Source organism: Microvirga terricola (assembly GCF_011777495.1).
In the GTDB taxonomy this organism is placed as follows: Bacteria; Pseudomonadota; Alphaproteobacteria; order Rhizobiales; family Beijerinckiaceae; genus Microvirga; species Microvirga terricola.
Genome location: NZ_JAATJS010000001.1, coordinates 211,390 through 229,000, shown reverse-complemented (window position 1 = coordinate 229,000; position 17,611 = coordinate 211,390). Strand labels below are relative to the sequence as shown.

Annotated in this window: 11 protein-coding genes; 8 read left to right on the top strand and 3 right to left on the bottom strand. The window is 63.4% G+C overall.

All coding sequences use genetic code 11. The annotated features are described in order from the left end of the window. The first annotated feature begins 27 nt into the window (after positions 1-27). Together HB375_RS01035 and HB375_RS01030 are read left to right on the top strand one after the other, a co-directional pair. Positions 28-1,227 carry a fumarylacetoacetate hydrolase family protein gene (locus HB375_RS01035; protein WP_167671095.1) on the top strand — a complete coding sequence of 400 codons (1,200 nt, stop codon included), beginning with the start codon at positions 28-30 and terminating at the stop codon, positions 1,225-1,227. Further along, positions 1,220-2,677, top strand: coding sequence for an aldehyde dehydrogenase family protein (locus HB375_RS01030; protein WP_167671094.1), 1,458 nt, complete (start codon positions 1,220-1,222; stop codon positions 2,675-2,677). The genes HB375_RS01035 and HB375_RS01030 overlap by 8 nt, the downstream gene beginning before the upstream one ends. A 115-nt stretch (positions 2,678-2,792) precedes the next feature. Here the strand turns inward: HB375_RS01030 and HB375_RS01025 are convergent, their stop codons facing one another. From HB375_RS01025 to bglX, 3 genes are all read right to left on the bottom strand, one after another. Next, positions 2,793-9,278, bottom strand: a complete 6,486-nt coding sequence (locus tag HB375_RS01025) for a cadherin-like domain-containing protein (RefSeq protein WP_167671093.1) — start codon at positions 9,276-9,278, stop codon at positions 2,793-2,795. Between the two features lie 332 nt (positions 9,279-9,610). Further along, positions 9,611-10,390 carry a YoaK family protein gene (locus HB375_RS01020; RefSeq protein WP_167671092.1) on the bottom strand — a complete coding sequence of 260 codons (780 nt, stop codon included), beginning with the start codon at positions 10,388-10,390 and terminating at the stop codon, positions 9,611-9,613. A gap of 39 nt (positions 10,391-10,429) precedes the next feature. Continuing rightward, positions 10,430-12,673: a beta-glucosidase BglX gene (gene bglX / locus HB375_RS01015; protein ID WP_343232331.1), complete on the bottom strand. Its 2,244-nt coding sequence runs from the start codon at positions 12,671-12,673 to the stop codon at positions 10,430-10,432. A gap of 128 nt (positions 12,674-12,801) precedes the next feature. On the opposite strand from bglX, the gene HB375_RS01010 reads away from it, so the two are divergent. From HB375_RS01010 to HB375_RS00985, 6 genes are all read left to right on the top strand, one after another. After that, complete coding sequence (locus HB375_RS01010; protein WP_167671091.1) at positions 12,802-14,319, top strand: response regulator; 1,518 nt, start codon at positions 12,802-12,804, stop codon at positions 14,317-14,319. Positions 14,320-14,419: 100 nt separating this feature from the next. Further along, positions 14,420-15,814, top strand: coding sequence for an MATE family efflux transporter (locus HB375_RS01005; RefSeq protein ID WP_167671090.1), 1,395 nt, complete (start codon positions 14,420-14,422; stop codon positions 15,812-15,814). 264 nt (positions 15,815-16,078) lie between these two features. Beyond that, complete coding sequence (locus HB375_RS01000) at positions 16,079-16,420, top strand: septal ring lytic transglycosylase RlpA family protein (protein WP_167671707.1); 342 nt, start codon at positions 16,079-16,081, stop codon at positions 16,418-16,420. A gap of 64 nt (positions 16,421-16,484) precedes the next feature. Beyond that, on the top strand, positions 16,485-16,838 hold the full coding sequence (locus HB375_RS00995) for a hypothetical protein (protein WP_167671089.1): 354 nt from the start codon (positions 16,485-16,487) through the stop codon (positions 16,836-16,838). 94 nt (positions 16,839-16,932) lie between these two features. After that, positions 16,933-17,238, top strand: a complete 306-nt coding sequence (locus tag HB375_RS00990) for a hypothetical protein (RefSeq protein WP_205800003.1) — start codon at positions 16,933-16,935, stop codon at positions 17,236-17,238. Positions 17,239-17,293: 55 nt separating this feature from the next. Further along, a complete protein-coding gene (locus HB375_RS00985) occupies positions 17,294-17,605 on the top strand; it encodes a polyhydroxyalkanoic acid system family protein (protein ID WP_167671087.1) in 312 nt (103 codons plus the stop codon). Positions 17,606-17,611: the final 6 nt, after the last annotated feature.

Sequence of the window (17,611 nt, the reverse complement as noted above, 5' to 3'; positions counted from 1 at the left end):
TGCGCTCGTTTTAAGCTGGATATCGTCATGCTGCCGCTTGCGTCTGCCGAACGTCTTGGCTCGATCCTTCCTGTCGATGGCTATGCGGGGGCGCTCGCGGGGCGGGTGTGGCGGCCGGGGATGGGGCCCTCGGTCGTGGCGGTCCGGGAGGAAGGCGTGCTCGACCTCTCGGCTCGCTTTCCCACCATGAGCGCGCTGGCAGCCTCGCCGGATCCGGCGGAGGCGGTCAAAACGTTACCGGGCGAGAGGATCGGCTCGCTCGATGAGATTCTCGCCAATACGCCATCTGAGACGCGCCACAAGTCGCGGCCCTGGCTGCTGGCGCCCATCGATTTTCAGGTGATCAAGGCGGCGGGGGTTACCTTTGCTGTGTCGATGCTGGAGCGTGTCATCGAGGAGCGGGCGCGGGGGGATGCCTCCGCCGCCGCGGCGATCCGCGCCGAGGTCAACCGCCTCGTGGGCGATGATCTCAGCCGCCTCAAGCCCGGCTCGCCGGAGGCGATGGCGCTGAAATCCGTGCTGATGGCGCAGGGGGCCTGGAGCCAGTACCTTGAGGTGGGCATCGGGCCGGATGCGGAGATCTTCACCAAGGCGCCGACGCTCTCAGGCGTGGGCGCGCTGATGGACGCGGGCATTCATCCCAAATCCACCTGGAACAATCCCGAGCCGGAGGTTGTCGTGGTGGTGACAGGCGAGGGGCGCATCGTGGGCGCGAGCCTCGGTAACGATGTGAATTTAAGGGATTTCGAGGGCCGGTCGGCGCTGCTTCTGTCAAAAGCCAAGGATAACAACGCTTCCTGCGCGCTTGGCCCCTTCATCCGATTCTTCGATGAGAGCTTTTCCCTCGACGACGTGCGCCGCACCACGGTGACACTGACTGTCGAAGGCGAGGACGGCTTCCGGCTGGAGGGCTCCTCGTCGATTGCCAGGATCAGCCGCGACCCGGAGGATCTGGTGGCGCAGACCATCGGTGCCAACCACCAATATCCCGACGGTTTTGTATTGTTTCTCGGCACCATGTTCGCCCCGACGCAGGATCGGGACGAGGCGGGAATGGGTTTTACGCACAAGAGCGGCGACATCGTCACCATCGCGGCCCCGAAACTCGGGACGCTGATCAACCGGATCCGGCCGAGTTCGGAATGCGAGCCCTGGACATTTGGCCTTTCCGCGTTGATGACGAACCTCGCCCAGCGCGGCCTGCTTAACAGCACAAGGAATGGATGAGATGAATCGCAACTACATTGGCGGATCCTGGGTCGAGGCGTCGCAGGCAGCGCCCGACATCAACCCCTCGAACACCAACGACGTGGTGGGCATGTTCGCCCGCGCCGATGCCGCCGATGCGCAGGCCGCCATCGCGGCCGCGTATGACGCATTTCCCGCCTGGTCGCGCTCCTCGATTCAGCTTCGCCACGACATCCTCAAGCGGATCGGTGATGAAATCATCGCGCGCAATGACGAGCTGGGGCGACTGCTCTCGCGCGAGGAGGGCAAGACCTTGCCTGAGGGCGTCGGCGAAGTGGTCCGCGCCGGCCAGATCTTCCTCTTCTTCGCCGGCGAGTGCCTGCGCATGGCTGGCGACAAGCTTGCCTCCGTCCGTCCGGGCGTGGATGTGGAAATCACGCGCGAGCCTCTGGGCGTGATTGGCCTGATCACGCCGTGGAACTTCCCCATCGCCATTCCGGCCTGGAAGATCGCCCCCGCGCTCGCCTTCGGCAACACGGTGGTGTTCAAGCCAGCGGAACTGGTGCCGGGTTCCGCGCACGCGCTTGCCGAAATCATCGTGCGCGCCGGCGTGCCGGAAGGCGTGTTCAACCTCATCATGGGCCGCGGCTCGGTGGTGGGCGACGCGTTGCTGAACAGCCCGAAGGTCGCGGCGATCTCGTTTACCGGCTCGGTCGCCACGGGCCGTCGCGTCGCTGCGGCGAGCGTCGCATCCGATCCGATGAAGAAGCTGCAGCTTGAGATGGGCGGCAAGAATCCGATGGTGGTTCTGGACGATGCCGATCTCGACGTGGCGGTAGATTGCGCGCTCAACGGCGCGTTCTTCTCCACCGGCCAGCGCTGCACCGCGTCCTCGCGGCTGATCGTGACGGAAGGCATTCACAACCGCTTCGTCGATGCGCTGAGCGCGCGCATGCGTTCCCTTGTGGTGGAGGATGCGCTGAAACCCGGTACGCAGATCGGCCCGGTGGTCGACCAGAACCAGCTCGACCAGGACCTTTCCTACATCCGCATCGGGCAGGACGAAGGCGCGAAGCTGGTGTGCGGCGGCGAACTCTTGAATCGTGAGACGCCGGGCTTCTATCTCGCGCCCGCGCTCTTCACGGAAGTTGACAATGCCATGCGCATTGCACGCGAGGAGATCTTTGGGCCCGTCGCCACGGTGATGCGCGTACGTGATTACGAGGCGGCGCTGGCAGCGGCGAACGACACGCCGTTCGGCCTGTCATCCGGCATCTGCACCACGAGTCTGAAACATGCCTCGCACTTCAAGCGCAACAGCGAAGCGGGCATGGTGATGGTCAACCTGCCGACGGCGGGCGTGGATTACCACGTTCCGTTCGGCGGCCGCAAAGGTTCGTCCTACGGACCGCGCGAGCAAGGGCGATATGCGGCGGAGTTCTACACGACCGTGAAGACCGCTTACACCTTCGACGGCAACAAGCCCTAAAACTCCGCAGGCGAAAACCGGCCTATAAACAAAAGCTCCTCCCTGACGACCAGGGAGGAGCTTTTTCTGTGAGTGAGGATGAGCCTGTTCAGCGAAACAGGCTCGTCCGCATGTTTTAAAGGAAGAAGTCGCCCTTCTTCAGGCTCACGACATTCTTCAGGAAGAAGGCGATATCCGCCACACCATCCCCGTTGACGTCACCATAGACATAGGACCCACCGGCGACGGCTTCATAGCGGAGTTCGCCTGCCGTGTGGCTGAACGCGCTTGCGCCGATGAAACTGAAGGCCTGGTTGTCTGCCCGCACGCTGTTGGCGTCCATCACGGAAAGATCGATCTTGTCTTTCTCCTTGGCGGAGAAGTCGTCGATGACATCGATGCCCCAGGTGAACGAGCTGTCGCTGAGCGACCGGAACATGAAGGTGTCGGCCCCACTGCCGCCCGTCATCCGATCCGCACCGAGACCGCCGTGTAGGAGATCGTTACCTTCGCGTCCGATCAGAACGTCGTTGCCGGTTCCGCCATAGAGTGAGTCGTTGCCCGTCCCGCCATCGACGGTATCGTTGCCATTGCCGCCGAGCAGGCGGTCGTGGCCGTTCTGCCCGTAGAGACGGTCGTTACCGTTCTCGCCTTCGATTCGATCGTTGCCGTCGCCGCCATAGGCCTTGTCGTTACCGCCGCGGGCGAGAAGAATGTTGTTTTCGGCATTGCCCCGAAGGAGGTTGTCGAGATTGTTCGCATAGCCGAGCCGGGCCTGACCGGTGAGGATCAGGTTCTCGATATTGGCCGGGGCGATGTAGCTGGTGGACGCATAGATGGTGTCCGTTCCCTCACCGCGTCCCTCGATCACAAGATCATTGATGTCGTCGACGATGTAGATATCGTTGCCCTTGTCCCCGGCCATACGGTCTTGGCCCATCCCGCCGTTGAGATGGTCGTTGCCGTCACCGCCCAGAAGCTGGTCGAGACCTTCACCGCCGAAGAGCAAGTCGTTGCCGATGCCGCCCGAGACGGTGTCATTGCCGGCATCGCCGTAGAGCATATCGTTGCCGCCGAGCGAGCCGACATAGTCGTTTCCGCCGCCGCCGTGCAGCGTGTCGTCATCCGCGCCGAGCACCATGTACTGGTTTGCGCTATCGCCCCAGACGAACTGCGCTCCGTCGCCGCCCGTGATCTTGATCGCGCCGATAACCGCCGCGAATTCCACGTTCTGCAGCTGGATGCTGCTGCCCGAGGGAAGGTTGCGAGTGTCGACGACAAGGGCCGTCGCCACGCCGGTTGCCGACGGGTTGCCGGAAATGACCAGCGGCGCGCCGGGTGCTGCGCCCGACGTCGTCGGAACGATGGTCTGCACCAGAAGGTCCGTGTGGCCCGGCAAGCTCTGCAGGAAGCTTGATGCGCCGCTGCGAAGACTGCCCCGGTCGCTCGAGTTGGCGTCGGTGTGGGCGTTGATCTCGAGCAGGATATCGGCCAGCGCCGAGTTCACATCCTTCGGTGCGGTCGGCCCCGTGACTTCAAGGCCGAAGCCCACCGGCAGCTGTGCCAGCAGCAGAGGACCGCCGGAATTCCCCTGGACGAGCGGAATGTCGGCCACGGTGTTGTTGCCGACCTCCTCCGAGCGGGTCGGCTCGACCACCGGGATCGTGATGACCTGCGTGATCGAACCGTCGAGGTTGTTGTGCGTCTCCGTATGGACGGGTGTTCCATCGACGAGCGTGTTCACCCACACGTCAACACTGTCGGACGCCGTCGAGAACGGCGTCGTGCCGCCGGTCATCATTGCATCTGCGATGTTGCCATTCGTGCCAACGCTGCGATCCCACGCGTGGAAGGTGAGGGCTGTCGCGATCATGCCATGAACAGCGGCGTCGGGCTCGAAGTAGATGCGCGTATTCGCGTCCGCAGGCAGGAGACGGGCATTGTCGGGTGTCAGCGTCCCCACGCGGAGCCAAGTTGCGCCGCCATCGGTCGTGTACCACCAGGTGCCGTTCGTCTCATCGGCTTGCGTCACGACGATGCCGGCAAGCGCGCCTGCATCGATGTCCGTCACATTGCGGGTGCCGACCAGGGCGGAGACAAGCGTGCCGACAGTCCCGACCGGCGCGCCAGCGTTCTCGCCCACCAATATGGGCGACACATTCGTGTCAATCAGAACAGGCGCGTCGTTGACGCCATTCACCGTGATGGTGGCCGTATCCGTCGTGGTGCTGAACGGCGACTGACCGCCGGTCGCAGTGACATTGACCTTTGTGCCTTCATGACCCGCCGTTGCGCCGGTCTGGTCCCACGCCCGGTAGGTCAGGGATGCTGTGGTGCCATTCTTGCTATCCGGTACGAAGCGCACGAGGTCGGTCGCGCGCAGCAGCAGGGCCGCGCTGTTCGACACGGTGCCGATGGCTGTCCAGTGTGCGCCGCCGTCGAGCGAATACTCCCACTGGCCGATGCTCGACACGAGCCCGGTCACGGCGATGCCGCTAAGCGCGCCTGGGTCAGGATCGGTCACGCTAGCGCCGAAAATAGAGGCCACTGTGGCGCCGCCATTGGCGATGGCATCCTCGGTGATGCTCGGAAGCGTCGGAGCCGCCGGGGTGATGACCGGCGCGTCGTTGACCTGCGTGACGGTGAAGTGGAACGTCTGATTGCCGCGCGTGCCGCCAGCCGCGTCGGTGATCGAGAAACCGAACCCGTCCGTCGCGGCCTCCAATCCGTCGTGGGCGTACTTCAACCGACCGGCGTTGATATCGGCCTGAGTGAACGTCGCGCCCGCGGCGAGGGCCGTGCCGGAGAGATAGAGCGTACCGTGTGCGGGACCCGTCGTAACGGTGTAGGTCACCTGCCCGGGCGCTTCCGCATCCGTCGCCTGCAGCATCGTGGCGGTAATCGTGTTGTCCGCCGAGCCTTCCGCCACCGTCGCGCCGGTGTTGAACGACACCACCGGCAGCGTGTTGTAGGCGACTGTCTTCGTGACGGGAACGCTGTTGCTGCCACCCGCATCGCGCACGGTGATCGCGACGGTCCGGTCACTTTCATCAGGAACGGCGTTCGTGTTCGTGTAGGTGATGCCACGCAGCACCTGCTCGTAAATCCCGATGGTGGTGCTTCCTAAAATCGTCAACGTTCCGGTGACGCCGTTGTAGGAGAGGGTCAGCCCGGAAGCTGCGGCCAGATTGGCAGCGGCGGAAGTCAGCCCCATAGCCTCGTCGATCCCGTCGGGGCGCGACAGCAGTGTGATCGTTGCTTGGCTGAGCAGGGTGCTGTCCACATCGGAGAGCGTCAATCCGCTGTCGACGGTGACGGCGCTGCCGGGTACGTATTCGGTTGTGTGCGGAGACACGCCGATGACGGGCTGGTCGTTGACGCCTATGAGGAGAACGGAGCTGGTGACCGTATTCGACTGGCTGTGTTCCGCAGCGCCGTCGCTGACCTGGATGCTGATCGTCCGGGTGTTGTCGGTGCCGAACTCGGTCGGGTTGGCCGAGGTGGACGAATAGGTCACGGACCGCAACGCCGTCTGCAGTTCCGCCACCGTGCCGGTGCCGGTGAGAGTCAGAACGCCGGTTGCAGAATCATAGGACGCGGTGAACGGACCCGGCGTCCCGACCGCCAGCGTGTCGCCCGTATGGAAATTCGTGATCGTCACGGTGCCGCCGGCGAGCGTCGCGCTGTCAACGTCCGTCAGGCTGAGCGAAGGGGCGACGGCCGTTCCCGCGGCGCCTTCCGTCCAGGTGGTGATCCCGCCATTGGACAGGACTGGCGCGTCGTTGATGGCGGTAACAGCGATGGTCGCCGAGGCGGTCTGCGAGGAGAATGCCGTCGTGCCGCCATTGACCAGGGTGCTGGCGGTGTGCGGACCGCTGTTGTCCGAGGCACTGCCGGTGGTCCGGTCCCATGCGCGGAAGGAAAGGCCCGCGTTCTCCGCGTTGTCGCCATCGGGCATGTAGCGGACGAGGCTGGTTGCGGAGAGCAGCAACGCCGCGCCGCCGGACACACTGCCGAAGGCGTGCCAGGTCAGGCCGTCGACTGAGTATTCCCACGTGCCATTGCCGTTGGTGGCCGTCACCGCGATGCCGGAGAGCGCACTTGCATCGATGTCGCCATGGCCGCTCTGCGCCAGAAGGGCGGCGACGGTGGTGGCGGCGCTCGTGGTGTCTTCATCGGTGCCGGTCAGCGTAATCGTTCCGCCCGTCAGGGTCGGCGCGTCGTTGACCGGCGTGATCGCGATCGTCGAAGTCGCGGACGAGCCGCCGAGGCCCGCATTGATGGCGCTGGTCGAGGCCTGCACCGTGAAGCTGCCCGGATCGTTCGAATCGTGCGTCGGTCGGAAGTAGACGGCCGTCGTCGCGCCGGTCGACGGAATGAAGGTGCCGTCCGTGATCTCGTGCGTGAAGGCCGCATCCGAATAGAGCTTGCCGCCAGTAATTCCGGTGATCTTGTAGTGCGTGACTTCAGAGCCGTCCGCCGCATTGCGCGTAATGACGATGGCGCCGCTGTCCGTATCTTCGAGAATGGTGGGGTTAGCAACGCTCGGCGTGTCGGCGACGGGGGTGATCTTCACCGTTGCCGTCGAGGCCGGCGAGTTCGCGCCCTCGTTGTCGACGACGACATATTGGAAGTTCGCATCCGTGTTGCGGTCCGCATCCGGCGTGAAGCGCAGGTCGACCGAGCCGTTGGTGAGCGTGATAACCGTGCCGGCAGCGCCAAACGTGATCGGCGTGCCGTCCGCCAGCTTGAGCGTGCCGCCGGTGACGGACATGATGCGGACCTGCGTCGGTGTCGGACCGTCCAAGTCGAACAGCGTGGTCGGCGTCAGCTGGATATTGGCGGCGCCAGGAGTGGCGTCCTCCAGGATCGAAACCGCCGCACCGCCGGGCGCGCTCACGGTCACGTCACCGCCGGCGTTCGGCTTTTCATTCACGTCGATAACCGTGATGGAGGCGGTGTCGGTCGCAGTGGAGAAGGACTTGCCCGTCGTGGTGTTGACGCCCGTCGCACCGTTGGAGTGGCCACTGGTGCGGTCCCACGCCTTGAAGGTGATGCCGTCGGCAAAGTCCCCGGTCTCATTCGGATTGGGCTTGAAGTAGATCAGCGTCGTGGCGTTGGCGTAAAGCACCAGCGCGGAGCTGGCGCTGACAGCCGCGAGAGCGGTCCACGTCGCGCCGCCATTGATGGAATAGTAAAGCGTGCCCTTGCTGCTGACGCCGGTAATCGCGATACCCGCGGCGTCGCCGTCAACATCGCTGAAGTTGCTAATGCCCATGGAGCCGATCAGCGTCGAGACCGCAGTCGAGCCTGCGGTCGAGCCGTTGGCCGGAGCGGGCGAATCCTCATCGATGGCGTTGAGCGCGGGGCTCTTCGAGACATTGAGAACCGGCGCATCGTTGACGCGGGTGATAGTGACGGTGGTGTTGCTGACCGACGTGGTGCCCGCAACCGTGCCGTCATGCACGCCAACGGTGATCCCGGTCGTGAACGTGCCGGACGAGCCCGTGTTGTTGGTCGGCGTGAAGACGATGGAATCGAGGATCGCGGTCGCCGCCGCCGGCGTGAGGCCGGTGATCGTATAGACGCCGTTGGAACTGGATGTGAAAGCCGCTCCGCTCAACGTGCCCGCCGCCGGATTCGAGAGCGTGATCGTCAACGTGAGATCGCTCTCGCCCGTATCGGGATCGGCAACCGTCAGGTTCTTAAAGAGATTGAGTGTCGCGCCGGTGTCGTTGTCGTTGAGCGCGGTGGTGGCCAGCGAGCCGGAAATGACCGGAGCATCGTTGACGCCCTGAACGGTGATGGTCGCCGTTGCCGTGTCGTTGAGGCCGGTGGAATCCGTCACCGTGTAGGTGAAGGAGGTGGTGCGCGTCTGGCCCTGGGCGAGATCCGCGAAATTGCCGTTATCCGAGAACTGGAACGTGCCGTTGGAGTTCACCAGGACACGCCCGCCACCGGACAGATTGGTCCACTGGCCGACATTGACCGCGCTGCCATTGATCTTGGTGATCGTCTGAAGGTCAACGACGCCGAGCGGACCGCCGTTGTCGAGGTCGATGTCGTTGGCGAGCAGATTGCTGCCGTTCAACGTGGTTCCGGCCGTCGCTGTGTAGAAGTCGGGATGCGCCACCGGCGCATCATTCAACTGGTTGTCGTAAAACACCGTCTGGTCGACATGCGTGCCCGGCTGGAAGCCGAGGAACATCCAGTTCAGCGTCAGCGTCTTGGTGGCAGCGTCATAGTTGGGGGTGTAGACGTTATTGACCCCGTTCATCGAGCCTTGATCGGCGATCGTGCCCGGGGCGACGCCCTGCGGCGCAAGCCCCTCGATCTTGATGCTGAAGCCGGCGGGCTGTGCCGTGCCGACGAAGCTCGCAAAGACTTGGTTGCCGGAAATATCGACGGTCATTGTGCCGCTGAGAAGGCCGTTCGGACCCTGGACCGGCTCCATGTCGCCGTCGCCGTCCGTGTCCGACAGGATGCGCGCTGAGATCGGCACCACGAGTTCGGCGCCATTGCCGACGATGACGGAGGTGAAGACGTTCGGCTGTTCGAATTGGAACCAGCCCTGCAGTTCGAACGTGACTGTGACCGCAATACCTTCAAGACTTCCAGCCATATGCGCCCCCTTCATCCCGGCGTGGCGTCGGGATGGCGTGCCTCTATCGGCACGGTTTCGAATTGTTGACGTAACTTCCCCAGCCGACTCGCGGCCCAGTTTCAGGGTGCAGAATAAGTATTTAGTCCCGCTCGTCGAGCGAATATTTCGAAATTCGAACTAATTAATGCGAATTATTACCTTGAGATGACGTTAAGTTATGATTTGTTTTATCATTACATATCTTGTTTGTGTTTCTTTGATATAAGAAAACAATCAGAATTTGCATGAACATCTCTGCGCAGCCGAAGATCCGCCTCCCGCTATGAGGGTTCACCGCGTTCCGCGCGGGATCAGCGGCGCTTGGCGAGGTCCGGCAGCAATGCTGGGCCGGCCAGAATAAGTAGCACGAAGGCGAAGGGCAGGGCGAACAGGAAGCCGATTTGATTGAAGCCGACCGCCCCGACGATGCCGCCGATGAAGAACGAAACCAGCAATGCCGCCAGAAGTCGCAGCTTGGCGCGGTCCGCCATGACCGGCGGAACTGACTTGTCACGGTTCCAGTAAAAGAGCTTGCCGAGTTCGATCCCGATATCGGTCACGATGCCGGTGACATGAGTCGTGCGCATCCGCGCGCCGGAGATCTTTGTCACGGTCGCATTCTGCAGGCCCATGATGAAGCAGAGCAGCGGCACGGCGGTGCGCATGAAGCCGGCGGATGGGTAAGCGAGCCAGCCGAGCACGCCGAAGGCGATGAGGAGCAGCGCTTCCAGCAGGAGGGGCAGGGCGAAGAGACCTCCCAAATGGTGACGCCTCCCCCAGTTGATCAGCATGGCCGAACAGGCCGCGCCAATAATGAACGGCAGGAAGGCCATGAGGCCGAACAGAACCACGTCGAAGGCGCCCAGGGCCGCATGATCGGCCATGGCCGAGAGGATCCCCGACATGTGCGAGGTGTATTGGCCGACGGCGAGAAACCCGCCCGCATTGATCGCACCCGCGACGAAAGTCAGGGCCATGCCCAACCGTGTATCCGCCACGCCAGTGCGCTCGGAGGCGACGATGTCTCGCGCTCCAAGATAGCGAGCTGTCAGCGTCCGATGTGTTTTCGCCCTGTTCCGTGCGTCATCCATCGCCTCCTTCTATAGCGGGTGCGGCGGCCCTTCGTCGACCTATTGCGCTTGAATCGGAACAGATGCGCGCCGCTCCGAGGGCGGGATGCGGATCGTATCCGCGACGGTGACCTCACCCACCGCTGCGGCATTCGCGTCGCCGCCGACGAAGACTTGGATCGTGCCCGCTTCCACAAGATACGTGCCGTCATCGAGGTGGAAGCCGAGGGACTCCACAGGAACGCGGAGCGACACCGTCTTCGCCTCGCCGGCTTTTAGGGCAATTTTCTCAAAAGCCTTCAATTCGCGCAGAGGACGGCTGCGCATGGCGACCGGATCGCGGGTGTAGAGCTGCACCACCTCCTGGCCGGCCCGCGCGCCCGTGTTGGTCACAGTGACGGAGACATCGAGCGCGTCGCCGGGTTCGAGACGCGCCTTCGCGATGGTGGCGTTCCTGTAGGCGAAGTGCGTGTAGCTTAAGCCCCAGCCGAAGGGATAAAGCGGGGTGATCTCGTCATCGAGATAGTTCAGGGTGAAGCGGTTGTTCGGCAGGGTCGGACGGCCCGTGGGCAGACGGTTGTAGTAGAGCGGCAATTGCCCCACCGAACGCGGCCAGCTCAAAGGAAGTTTTCCGCTCGGGCTCACATCGCCAAACAGCACGTCCGCGGTGGCGGGCCCGCCTTCCGTGCCCGGATACCAGGCCATGAGGATCGACGGGATTTTCTCGCTGAGCGCGCCGAGTTCCAGCGGACGGCCGGCAACGATCACGAGCGCGACCGGCTTACCCGTGGCGGCGAGCGCCTCCAGCACCTCCACCTGCTTGCCGTTAGGCACGAGACGCGTGCGCGAAGCCGCTTCGCCGGACAAATCCTGTGGCTCGCCGAACACCGCGATCACGAGGTCGGATTCTTTTGCGACGGCGATAGCCGCGGGGAGCTGATCGGTCTTCTTGCAGAAGAGATCGCAGGCCGGAGCGTATCTCACCGCGACGCCCGCCTCCTTCGCCCGTTCGCGAACGCCTTGCAGAATGGTGGTGCTGTCGTTCGATTGGCCGCGCGCGGCATGGGGGCCGAGCTGATCGCGCTGCGCATCCGCGAGCGGCCCGATGACGGCGATGGAGCGCACGCGCGGCGTGATCGGCAGAAGGTCGTTGCGGTTCTGCAAGAGAACCAGCGTTTCGCGCGCTACCTCGCGCGCGGCCTGCCGCGCCTCGCGGGAGGGGAAGCCGTCATCGTTCCGGGTCGGATCGATGTCCGGCCGGTCGAAGAGGCCGAGGCGGAATTTCGTGCGCAGCACGCGGCGCACCGCCTCGTCCACTGCGCTCTCGGGCACGCGGCCCGCGCGCACCTCAGTGGGCAGGTACTTGATGTAAAGCTCGCCCATCATGTCCATGTCGACGCCGGCGAGCAGCGCCTTGCGCGCCGCCTCCGCTTCGTCCGCCGCGATGCCATGGCCGATGAGTTCGTGAATGCCGGACCAGTCGGACGTGACGAAGCCGTCAAAGCCCCATTGATTGCGCAGCACCTCCGTCAGAAGCCAGGGATTGGCGGTCGAGGGCATGCCGTTCAACGCGTTGAAGGCCGCCATGAAACTGTCGGAACCTGCCGCCGCCGCAGCGCGAAACGGCGGCAGGTAGGTGTCGTGCATCTCGGCCGGCGGAATATAGGTGGTGTCGTAATCGCGCCCGCCCTGGGGCGCGCCATAGCCCGCGAAATGCTTGGTGGTCGTCGCCAGCCCGCCCTTATGGAAACCCTCGACCCGTGCCGCGGTCAGCATCGCGCCAAGAAAGGGGTCCTCGCCGAATCCTTCCACGATCCGGCCCCACCGGCTGTCGCGGGAGAGATCGGCCATCGGCGCATAGGTCCATGTGACGCCGACATAAGAAGCCTCTTTCGCCGCCCATTCGGAGGCGAGAGACGACAGGCGCGGGCTGAACGCTGCCGCCTCTCCCAACGGAATAGGGAATTGCGTGCGGAAGCCGTGCAGGATGTCGAGGCCGAAGAGCGGCGGGATTTTGAGGCGGGACTGGCGGACGAGCGCCTGCGCGCGCGCGACATCCGCCGCGCTGTTGAAGTTGAGCAGTGCGCCGATCTTACCCTCGGCAATGTCCTGCCAGCGCAGCGGCGGGCCGTGGGAGATGAGGTTCAGCTGGCCGACCTTCTCTTCCAGCGTCATGCGGGCCAAAAGATCGTTGACGCGCTTTTCGATCCCGTCCTGGGCCGAAGCCCCTGCGAGAGCACCGAAAAACAACGCACTTGCAACCAGAGGCCGCAAAATCCTGACACGACGAAACAACGGCACCACTCTTAATTTCCACCGGACACGAAAACTTGCTGCAATAACATCTCGCTTTGCATCAGATCGTGCTACATAAAACAATTATCGAAGTGGCGTCTTCGAGGCGCTTCGTCAAATGATTGTTCGAAAACGCGATGCCTTTGCTGCCTTTTACATTGAAGCTCGCTCTTGCGCTCTCCTCCTGCGCGCTCATTTTCTCAGGCCTTGCATTGGCGGGTGCGGCGTTTAGCCGGCAGCCCGAATGGATCGCCATGTCGGGCCTGCTTTTTGCCCTGGCCGTCCTGTGGGGCGGCGTGAGCCTCGGCCGGCGGATCAAAGAACTCCTGCGCGAGCAGGAGGAACGGGCCGCGAATCGCTCAAGGCCGGAGGCGGAGCCCTTTCCCGCTCTTGAGAAACCGGCCCCGCGAATGCATTCAGAGGGTCCGACGCCGGTCCCCGCGAAAGCCTCCGGCGAGGCCGGGGATGAGCAGAGCGCGCGCCGGGTGCAGAAGCTGGAAATGCTGGAGCGCCTGCGGGAAGGCATCGTCCACGACCTCAACAACAAGCTTCTCGTCATCAGCGCGAATATCGATTCCGTGGCGCGGCACCTGAAGGATCAGCCGGCGCTGCAGCGGAAACTTCTCTCCGCACTCGTGGCGTCCGACCAGGCCGCCAGCCTGATCGCCCGCTCCAATGCCTTTGCGCGGGGGCAGGATGGCGATGTTCGCTGTGTCGACCTTGCGGAGCGCATCGAATCCATCGCGACGCTGATGAACCGGTCGCTCTTGAGGGACACGGTGGAACTGCGCGTCTCGCTTGAGAGCGATCTCTGGCCGGTGCAGGTCGATCCCAGCGATCTCGAGATGGCGATCATGACGCTCAGTGCCTATGTACGCGACGCTCTTCACCAGGGTGGGACGATCACCATCGAGGCGCGAAACGCGCAGGTGCAAAAGGGATCTCTATCGAACCTCGCGATCGAAGGCGACTTCGTGCAACTCGTCATCGCCAGCACCGGAACGGACGAGCCTCAACTCGGTCTGGATGAACAGGGCGAGCAGGCGTTCACGTTGCGGGACATGGATCTCGACGCGTGGCTGACATTGAATCGTGGCTTACGTTTCCTGCATCCGCTCGGCGGCACCGCGGAGGTGCGCAATATCGCATACGGTCTTGCGATCACCCTCTACCTCCCGCGCGCCGATGCTCCCGTAGAAATGCTGCCGGGCGCCTTGCGGGACGAGTTTGGTGAGAGCGAAACGGTCCGCACGCATACTGAGGTCCTTGTCATCGACGATGAGGTGGACGTGGCGCTGGCCTTGCAGGCCATGCTCGAAGAGGTCGGCTATGTCACGCGCATCGCCACCGATGCCCGGCAGGTGATGAAGACGCTGAAGGCGCGCAAGCCCGGCCTTGTCCTGACCGATGTCGCCATGCACGGCACCATGAACGGCGTGATGCTCGCGCGCGAAATCCGGCAGGCCTTTCCGGATCTGCCCGTTCTGCTCATCACCGGCAATCCGAGTGCGATGGAGGAGGAAAAGGAGTTTCTGCTTCTCCTCAAGCCCATCGTCAGCCGCGATCTGCATGCTGCGATTCAGCGACAGCTCGCGCCTCCCGAGGAGAACAATGTCGTGTCCCTGTTCCCTCGGCCCTCGCGGCGTTCGTCCTAAGAGATTCGGATTCGCCCGGAACGAGAGGGCGAAGATCTATTCTCCGCACGACTTCAGGGTGTGGCCTTTCGCGTCCGGTTCGGGCTAAAAGCCTGTCACCATGATTCCGAGCGCTTCATCCACACAACGGGCCGCCTGGACAGCGGAGCTGCGCGCCACGCTCGCGCTCGGCTGGCCCCTGATCCTCACCAACGTCGCCCAGAATTCCCTGATGACGACGGACGTCATCCTCATGGGCTGGCTCGGCTCTGGCGCATTGGCGGCCGGTGCGCTCGGCACCAACCTCTATTTCGCTTTCCTGATTTTCGGCATCGGGCTCGTCAGCGCGACATCGCCGCTGATCGCCGAGGAGTTGGGCCGCAAGCGCCATTCCGTGCGCGAGGTGCGCCGCACCGTGCGCCAGGGCTTCTGGGCGGCGATCACCGTCGCGATCCCGATCTGGGCCGTTGCGTGGAATGGTGAATGGCTGCTCCTCGCCATGGGGCAGGAACCCACCTTAGCCCATGAGGCGGGGCAATACATCCGTGCTTTGCAATGGAGCCTGCTGCCGTTCCTGCTCTACCTCGTGCTGCGCTCCTTCCTGGCGGCGCTCGAGCGGCCCGGCTGGGCGCTGGTGATCGGTCTTCTCGCCGTGCCGGTGAATCTCGGGGCCGCCTATGGCCTGATGTTCGGCACGTTCGGCCTGCCGAGCCTCGGGCTTGTCGGCGCAGGCCTCGGTACGGTGATTTCCAGCACGTTCATGTTTCTTGGCCTGGCGGTGGTCATCAGCTTCGATCGCAAGCTCAGGCGCTATCATCTCTTCGGCCGCTTCTGGCGGGCCGATTGGCCGCGCTATCGCACCCTGTGGCGCATCGGCGTGCCTATCGGCCTGACGCTGGCGTTCGAGGTGACGATCTTCAACGCGGCTGCGCTCCTCATGGGACGCATCGGGGCGAACGAACTCGCCGCCCACGCCATTGCGCTTCAGATTGCCTCCTTCTGCTTCATGGTGCCTTTTGGCTTCAGCCAGGCCGTGACGGTGCGCGTGGGGCGGGCCTATGGCGCGCAGGATGCCGACGGGGTGACTCGCGCCGGCTGGACCGCCTTGGCGCTTGGCGTGGGCTTCATGGTCTTCACGGCGACGCTGATGATTTTCGCACCGCATCTCCTGGTCGGCGCGTTCCTCGACCTGAACGATCCGAAGAATGCCCCGGTAATCGGCTTTGCCCTGTCCTTCCTGGTGCTTGCGGCCGCCTTCCAGCTGGTCGACGGTGCACAGGCTGTGGGGGCGGGCATGTTGCGCGGGCTTCAGGATACTCGCGTTCCCATGATCTATGCCGCCTTCGGCTATTGGGGCGTCGGCCTGCCGCTCGGCGTCGCTCTTGCCTTCGGCACGAATTTGAGAGGCGTCGGCATCTGGATCGGCCTTGCCACGGGGCTCGCGACGGTCGCGGCCCTGATGTTGTGGCGCTGGCTGCGGCGCGAACGGCTGGGGCTGCTCACCCTTCCGGCCTGAGGATAGGTTTCAGTCGTCTCAGTGATGCCATTCGGCCAAGCTTTGAAGAGGCTTGGCCGTAAATCTCCGTGTCTCATTAGTTTAGTTCCATAGCGCAAAAGGATAGGTTTCTAAGAAAAAATCCATTTTAAGTTGATTTTGCTCCTCTGGTGGCCAGCTCCCCCTGTCAAGCTCGATACAAGGGGAGCAATATCCGTGAGGACTTTCGTTTCTCTGGTGCCGCTTCTGGCGCCGTTTCTCTTTGTCGCTGCCTGTCAGGAAACCATGGCCGATCCTTCAGTGACCGGCTCCATTCCGCAAACCAAGTCTGGCCGAGAATTCCAGCGGGGGGTGGCCTCCTGGTACGGGCCGGGCTTCCAAGGTCGCCGGACCGCGAGCGGCGAAAGCTTCAACTCATCGGCCATGACGGCGGCCCATCGCACCTTGCCCTTCGGGACGAGATTGCGGGTCGTGAACGAGAAGACCGGCCTGTCCGTCGTGGTCCGGGTCAATGATCGCGGACCTTTCGCTCATCGGCGCATCATAGACTTAGCGGCTGGCGCGGCGCAGGAGCTGGGTCTGACCAAGACCGGCACGGCCTATGTCGCGCTGCAACGGCTCGATTAAGGTTAGGCGCTTCTTAATTCCTTGCAGCGATCCTGTCTCCGATTCGGGGCCAAGGGTTGCTTACATGGAATCGAGATCTCAGCCGACCAACGTCATCCGCTTTCCCGGTGCGCGCATTGCGGCCTCGCCGCGCCGCGACCAGAAGGGTTTTATGGATGCGGTCTATACCGCGGGCTCGCTGCCGGTCGCCGCTGACGACCGGGCGACCAAAGTCATGGCGACGCGGCTGACCATCTTCGGTCTTGTCGTCATCGACGAGATGCAGGCCGACGGCACGGCGCGGCGGTTGCGACCGTCGGAAGCGATTCATGCCTCAACGGCCTGTCCTTGGCGCGTCTCGAAACCGTCGAGCCGCTATCGGGTGGATGACAGCCTGCCGGCCTCCGACCGGGATCTCTTCGCGGCGTTGCAGGCCTGACGCCTCGTTTTCCGCTCTTTACGCCCTAGCTGTCCATCCGTGACGCATCGAGCGCGGCCGCGGCCGCGCTTCCCGATGCTTCAGGGTGGTGGCGATGCATCTGGTTCAGCTTCTTCTGCCCCTGACGGATCGCGCCGGACGCCGCTTCGACGGCGCAGTCTATGGACGTGTGCGCTCCGAACTCGCCGAGCATTTCGGCATCATCTCAAGCTTCACGCGCGCTGCCGCCAACAGCGTGTGGAAGGAAGGCGGTCACACCCCGCACGACGATCTGGTGGTGTTCGAGGTCATGGCCCGCGAAATCGACCAGCATTGGTGGGAGCGCTACCGCGCCGAGCTTGAGCGCCGCTTTCAGCAGGAGACGATTGTGGTGCGCGCGCTCAAGGTCGAAATGCTTTAGTTTCGGAACCCGATCCGCACCGCTGCGCTTGTTGTGCAAAGAAGCGGAGCGACCCATGTCGAAATCCCTCGTCGTCCTCATTCCTCACAATCTGGGAAAGGCTGAAGCCGCGCGCCGGCTGCACGGCGGCATGGCGCGGCTCAAGTCGCAGTTCGGCGACAAAATCGCCTCCATCGATGAAGCCTGGGCTGAAGATCGCATGACATTTCACGTCGGCGCACTTGGCCAGTTCGTCGATGGTCAAATCGATGTCTTTGACGATCAGTTGCGTGTTGAAGTGCAGTTGCCGTGGATCCTTGCCGTCATCGCAGACAAGGCGAAAACATTCATTCAAGCGCAAGGGACGCTGATGCTGGAAAAGAAATAACAGCCG

What these genes read in the sequence shown, in the direction of transcription:
- HB375_RS01035 (WP_167671095.1), top strand. Translation starts at nt 28, where the DNA reads ATGCTGCCGCTTGCGTCTGCCGAACGTCTTGGCTCGATCCTTCCTGTC.
- HB375_RS01030 (WP_167671094.1), top strand. Translation starts at nt 1,220, where the DNA reads ATGGATGAGATGAATCGCAACTACATTGGCGGATCCTGGGTCGAGGCG.
- HB375_RS01025 (WP_167671093.1), bottom strand. Translation starts at nt 9,278, where the DNA reads ATGGCTGGAAGTCTTGAAGGTATTGCGGTCACAGTCACGTTCGAACTG.
- HB375_RS01020 (WP_167671092.1), bottom strand. Translation starts at nt 10,390, where the DNA reads ATGGATGACGCACGGAACAGGGCGAAAACACATCGGACGCTGACAGCT.
- HB375_RS01010 (WP_167671091.1), top strand. Translation starts at nt 12,802, where the DNA reads ATGCCTTTGCTGCCTTTTACATTGAAGCTCGCTCTTGCGCTCTCCTCC.
- HB375_RS01005 (WP_167671090.1), top strand. Translation starts at nt 14,420, where the DNA reads ATGATTCCGAGCGCTTCATCCACACAACGGGCCGCCTGGACAGCGGAG.
- HB375_RS01000 (WP_167671707.1), top strand. Translation starts at nt 16,079, where the DNA reads ATGGCCGATCCTTCAGTGACCGGCTCCATTCCGCAAACCAAGTCTGGC.
- HB375_RS00995 (WP_167671089.1), top strand. Translation starts at nt 16,485, where the DNA reads ATGGAATCGAGATCTCAGCCGACCAACGTCATCCGCTTTCCCGGTGCG.
- HB375_RS00990 (WP_205800003.1), top strand. Translation starts at nt 16,933, where the DNA reads ATGCATCTGGTTCAGCTTCTTCTGCCCCTGACGGATCGCGCCGGACGC.
- HB375_RS00985 (WP_167671087.1), top strand. Translation starts at nt 17,294, where the DNA reads ATGTCGAAATCCCTCGTCGTCCTCATTCCTCACAATCTGGGAAAGGCT.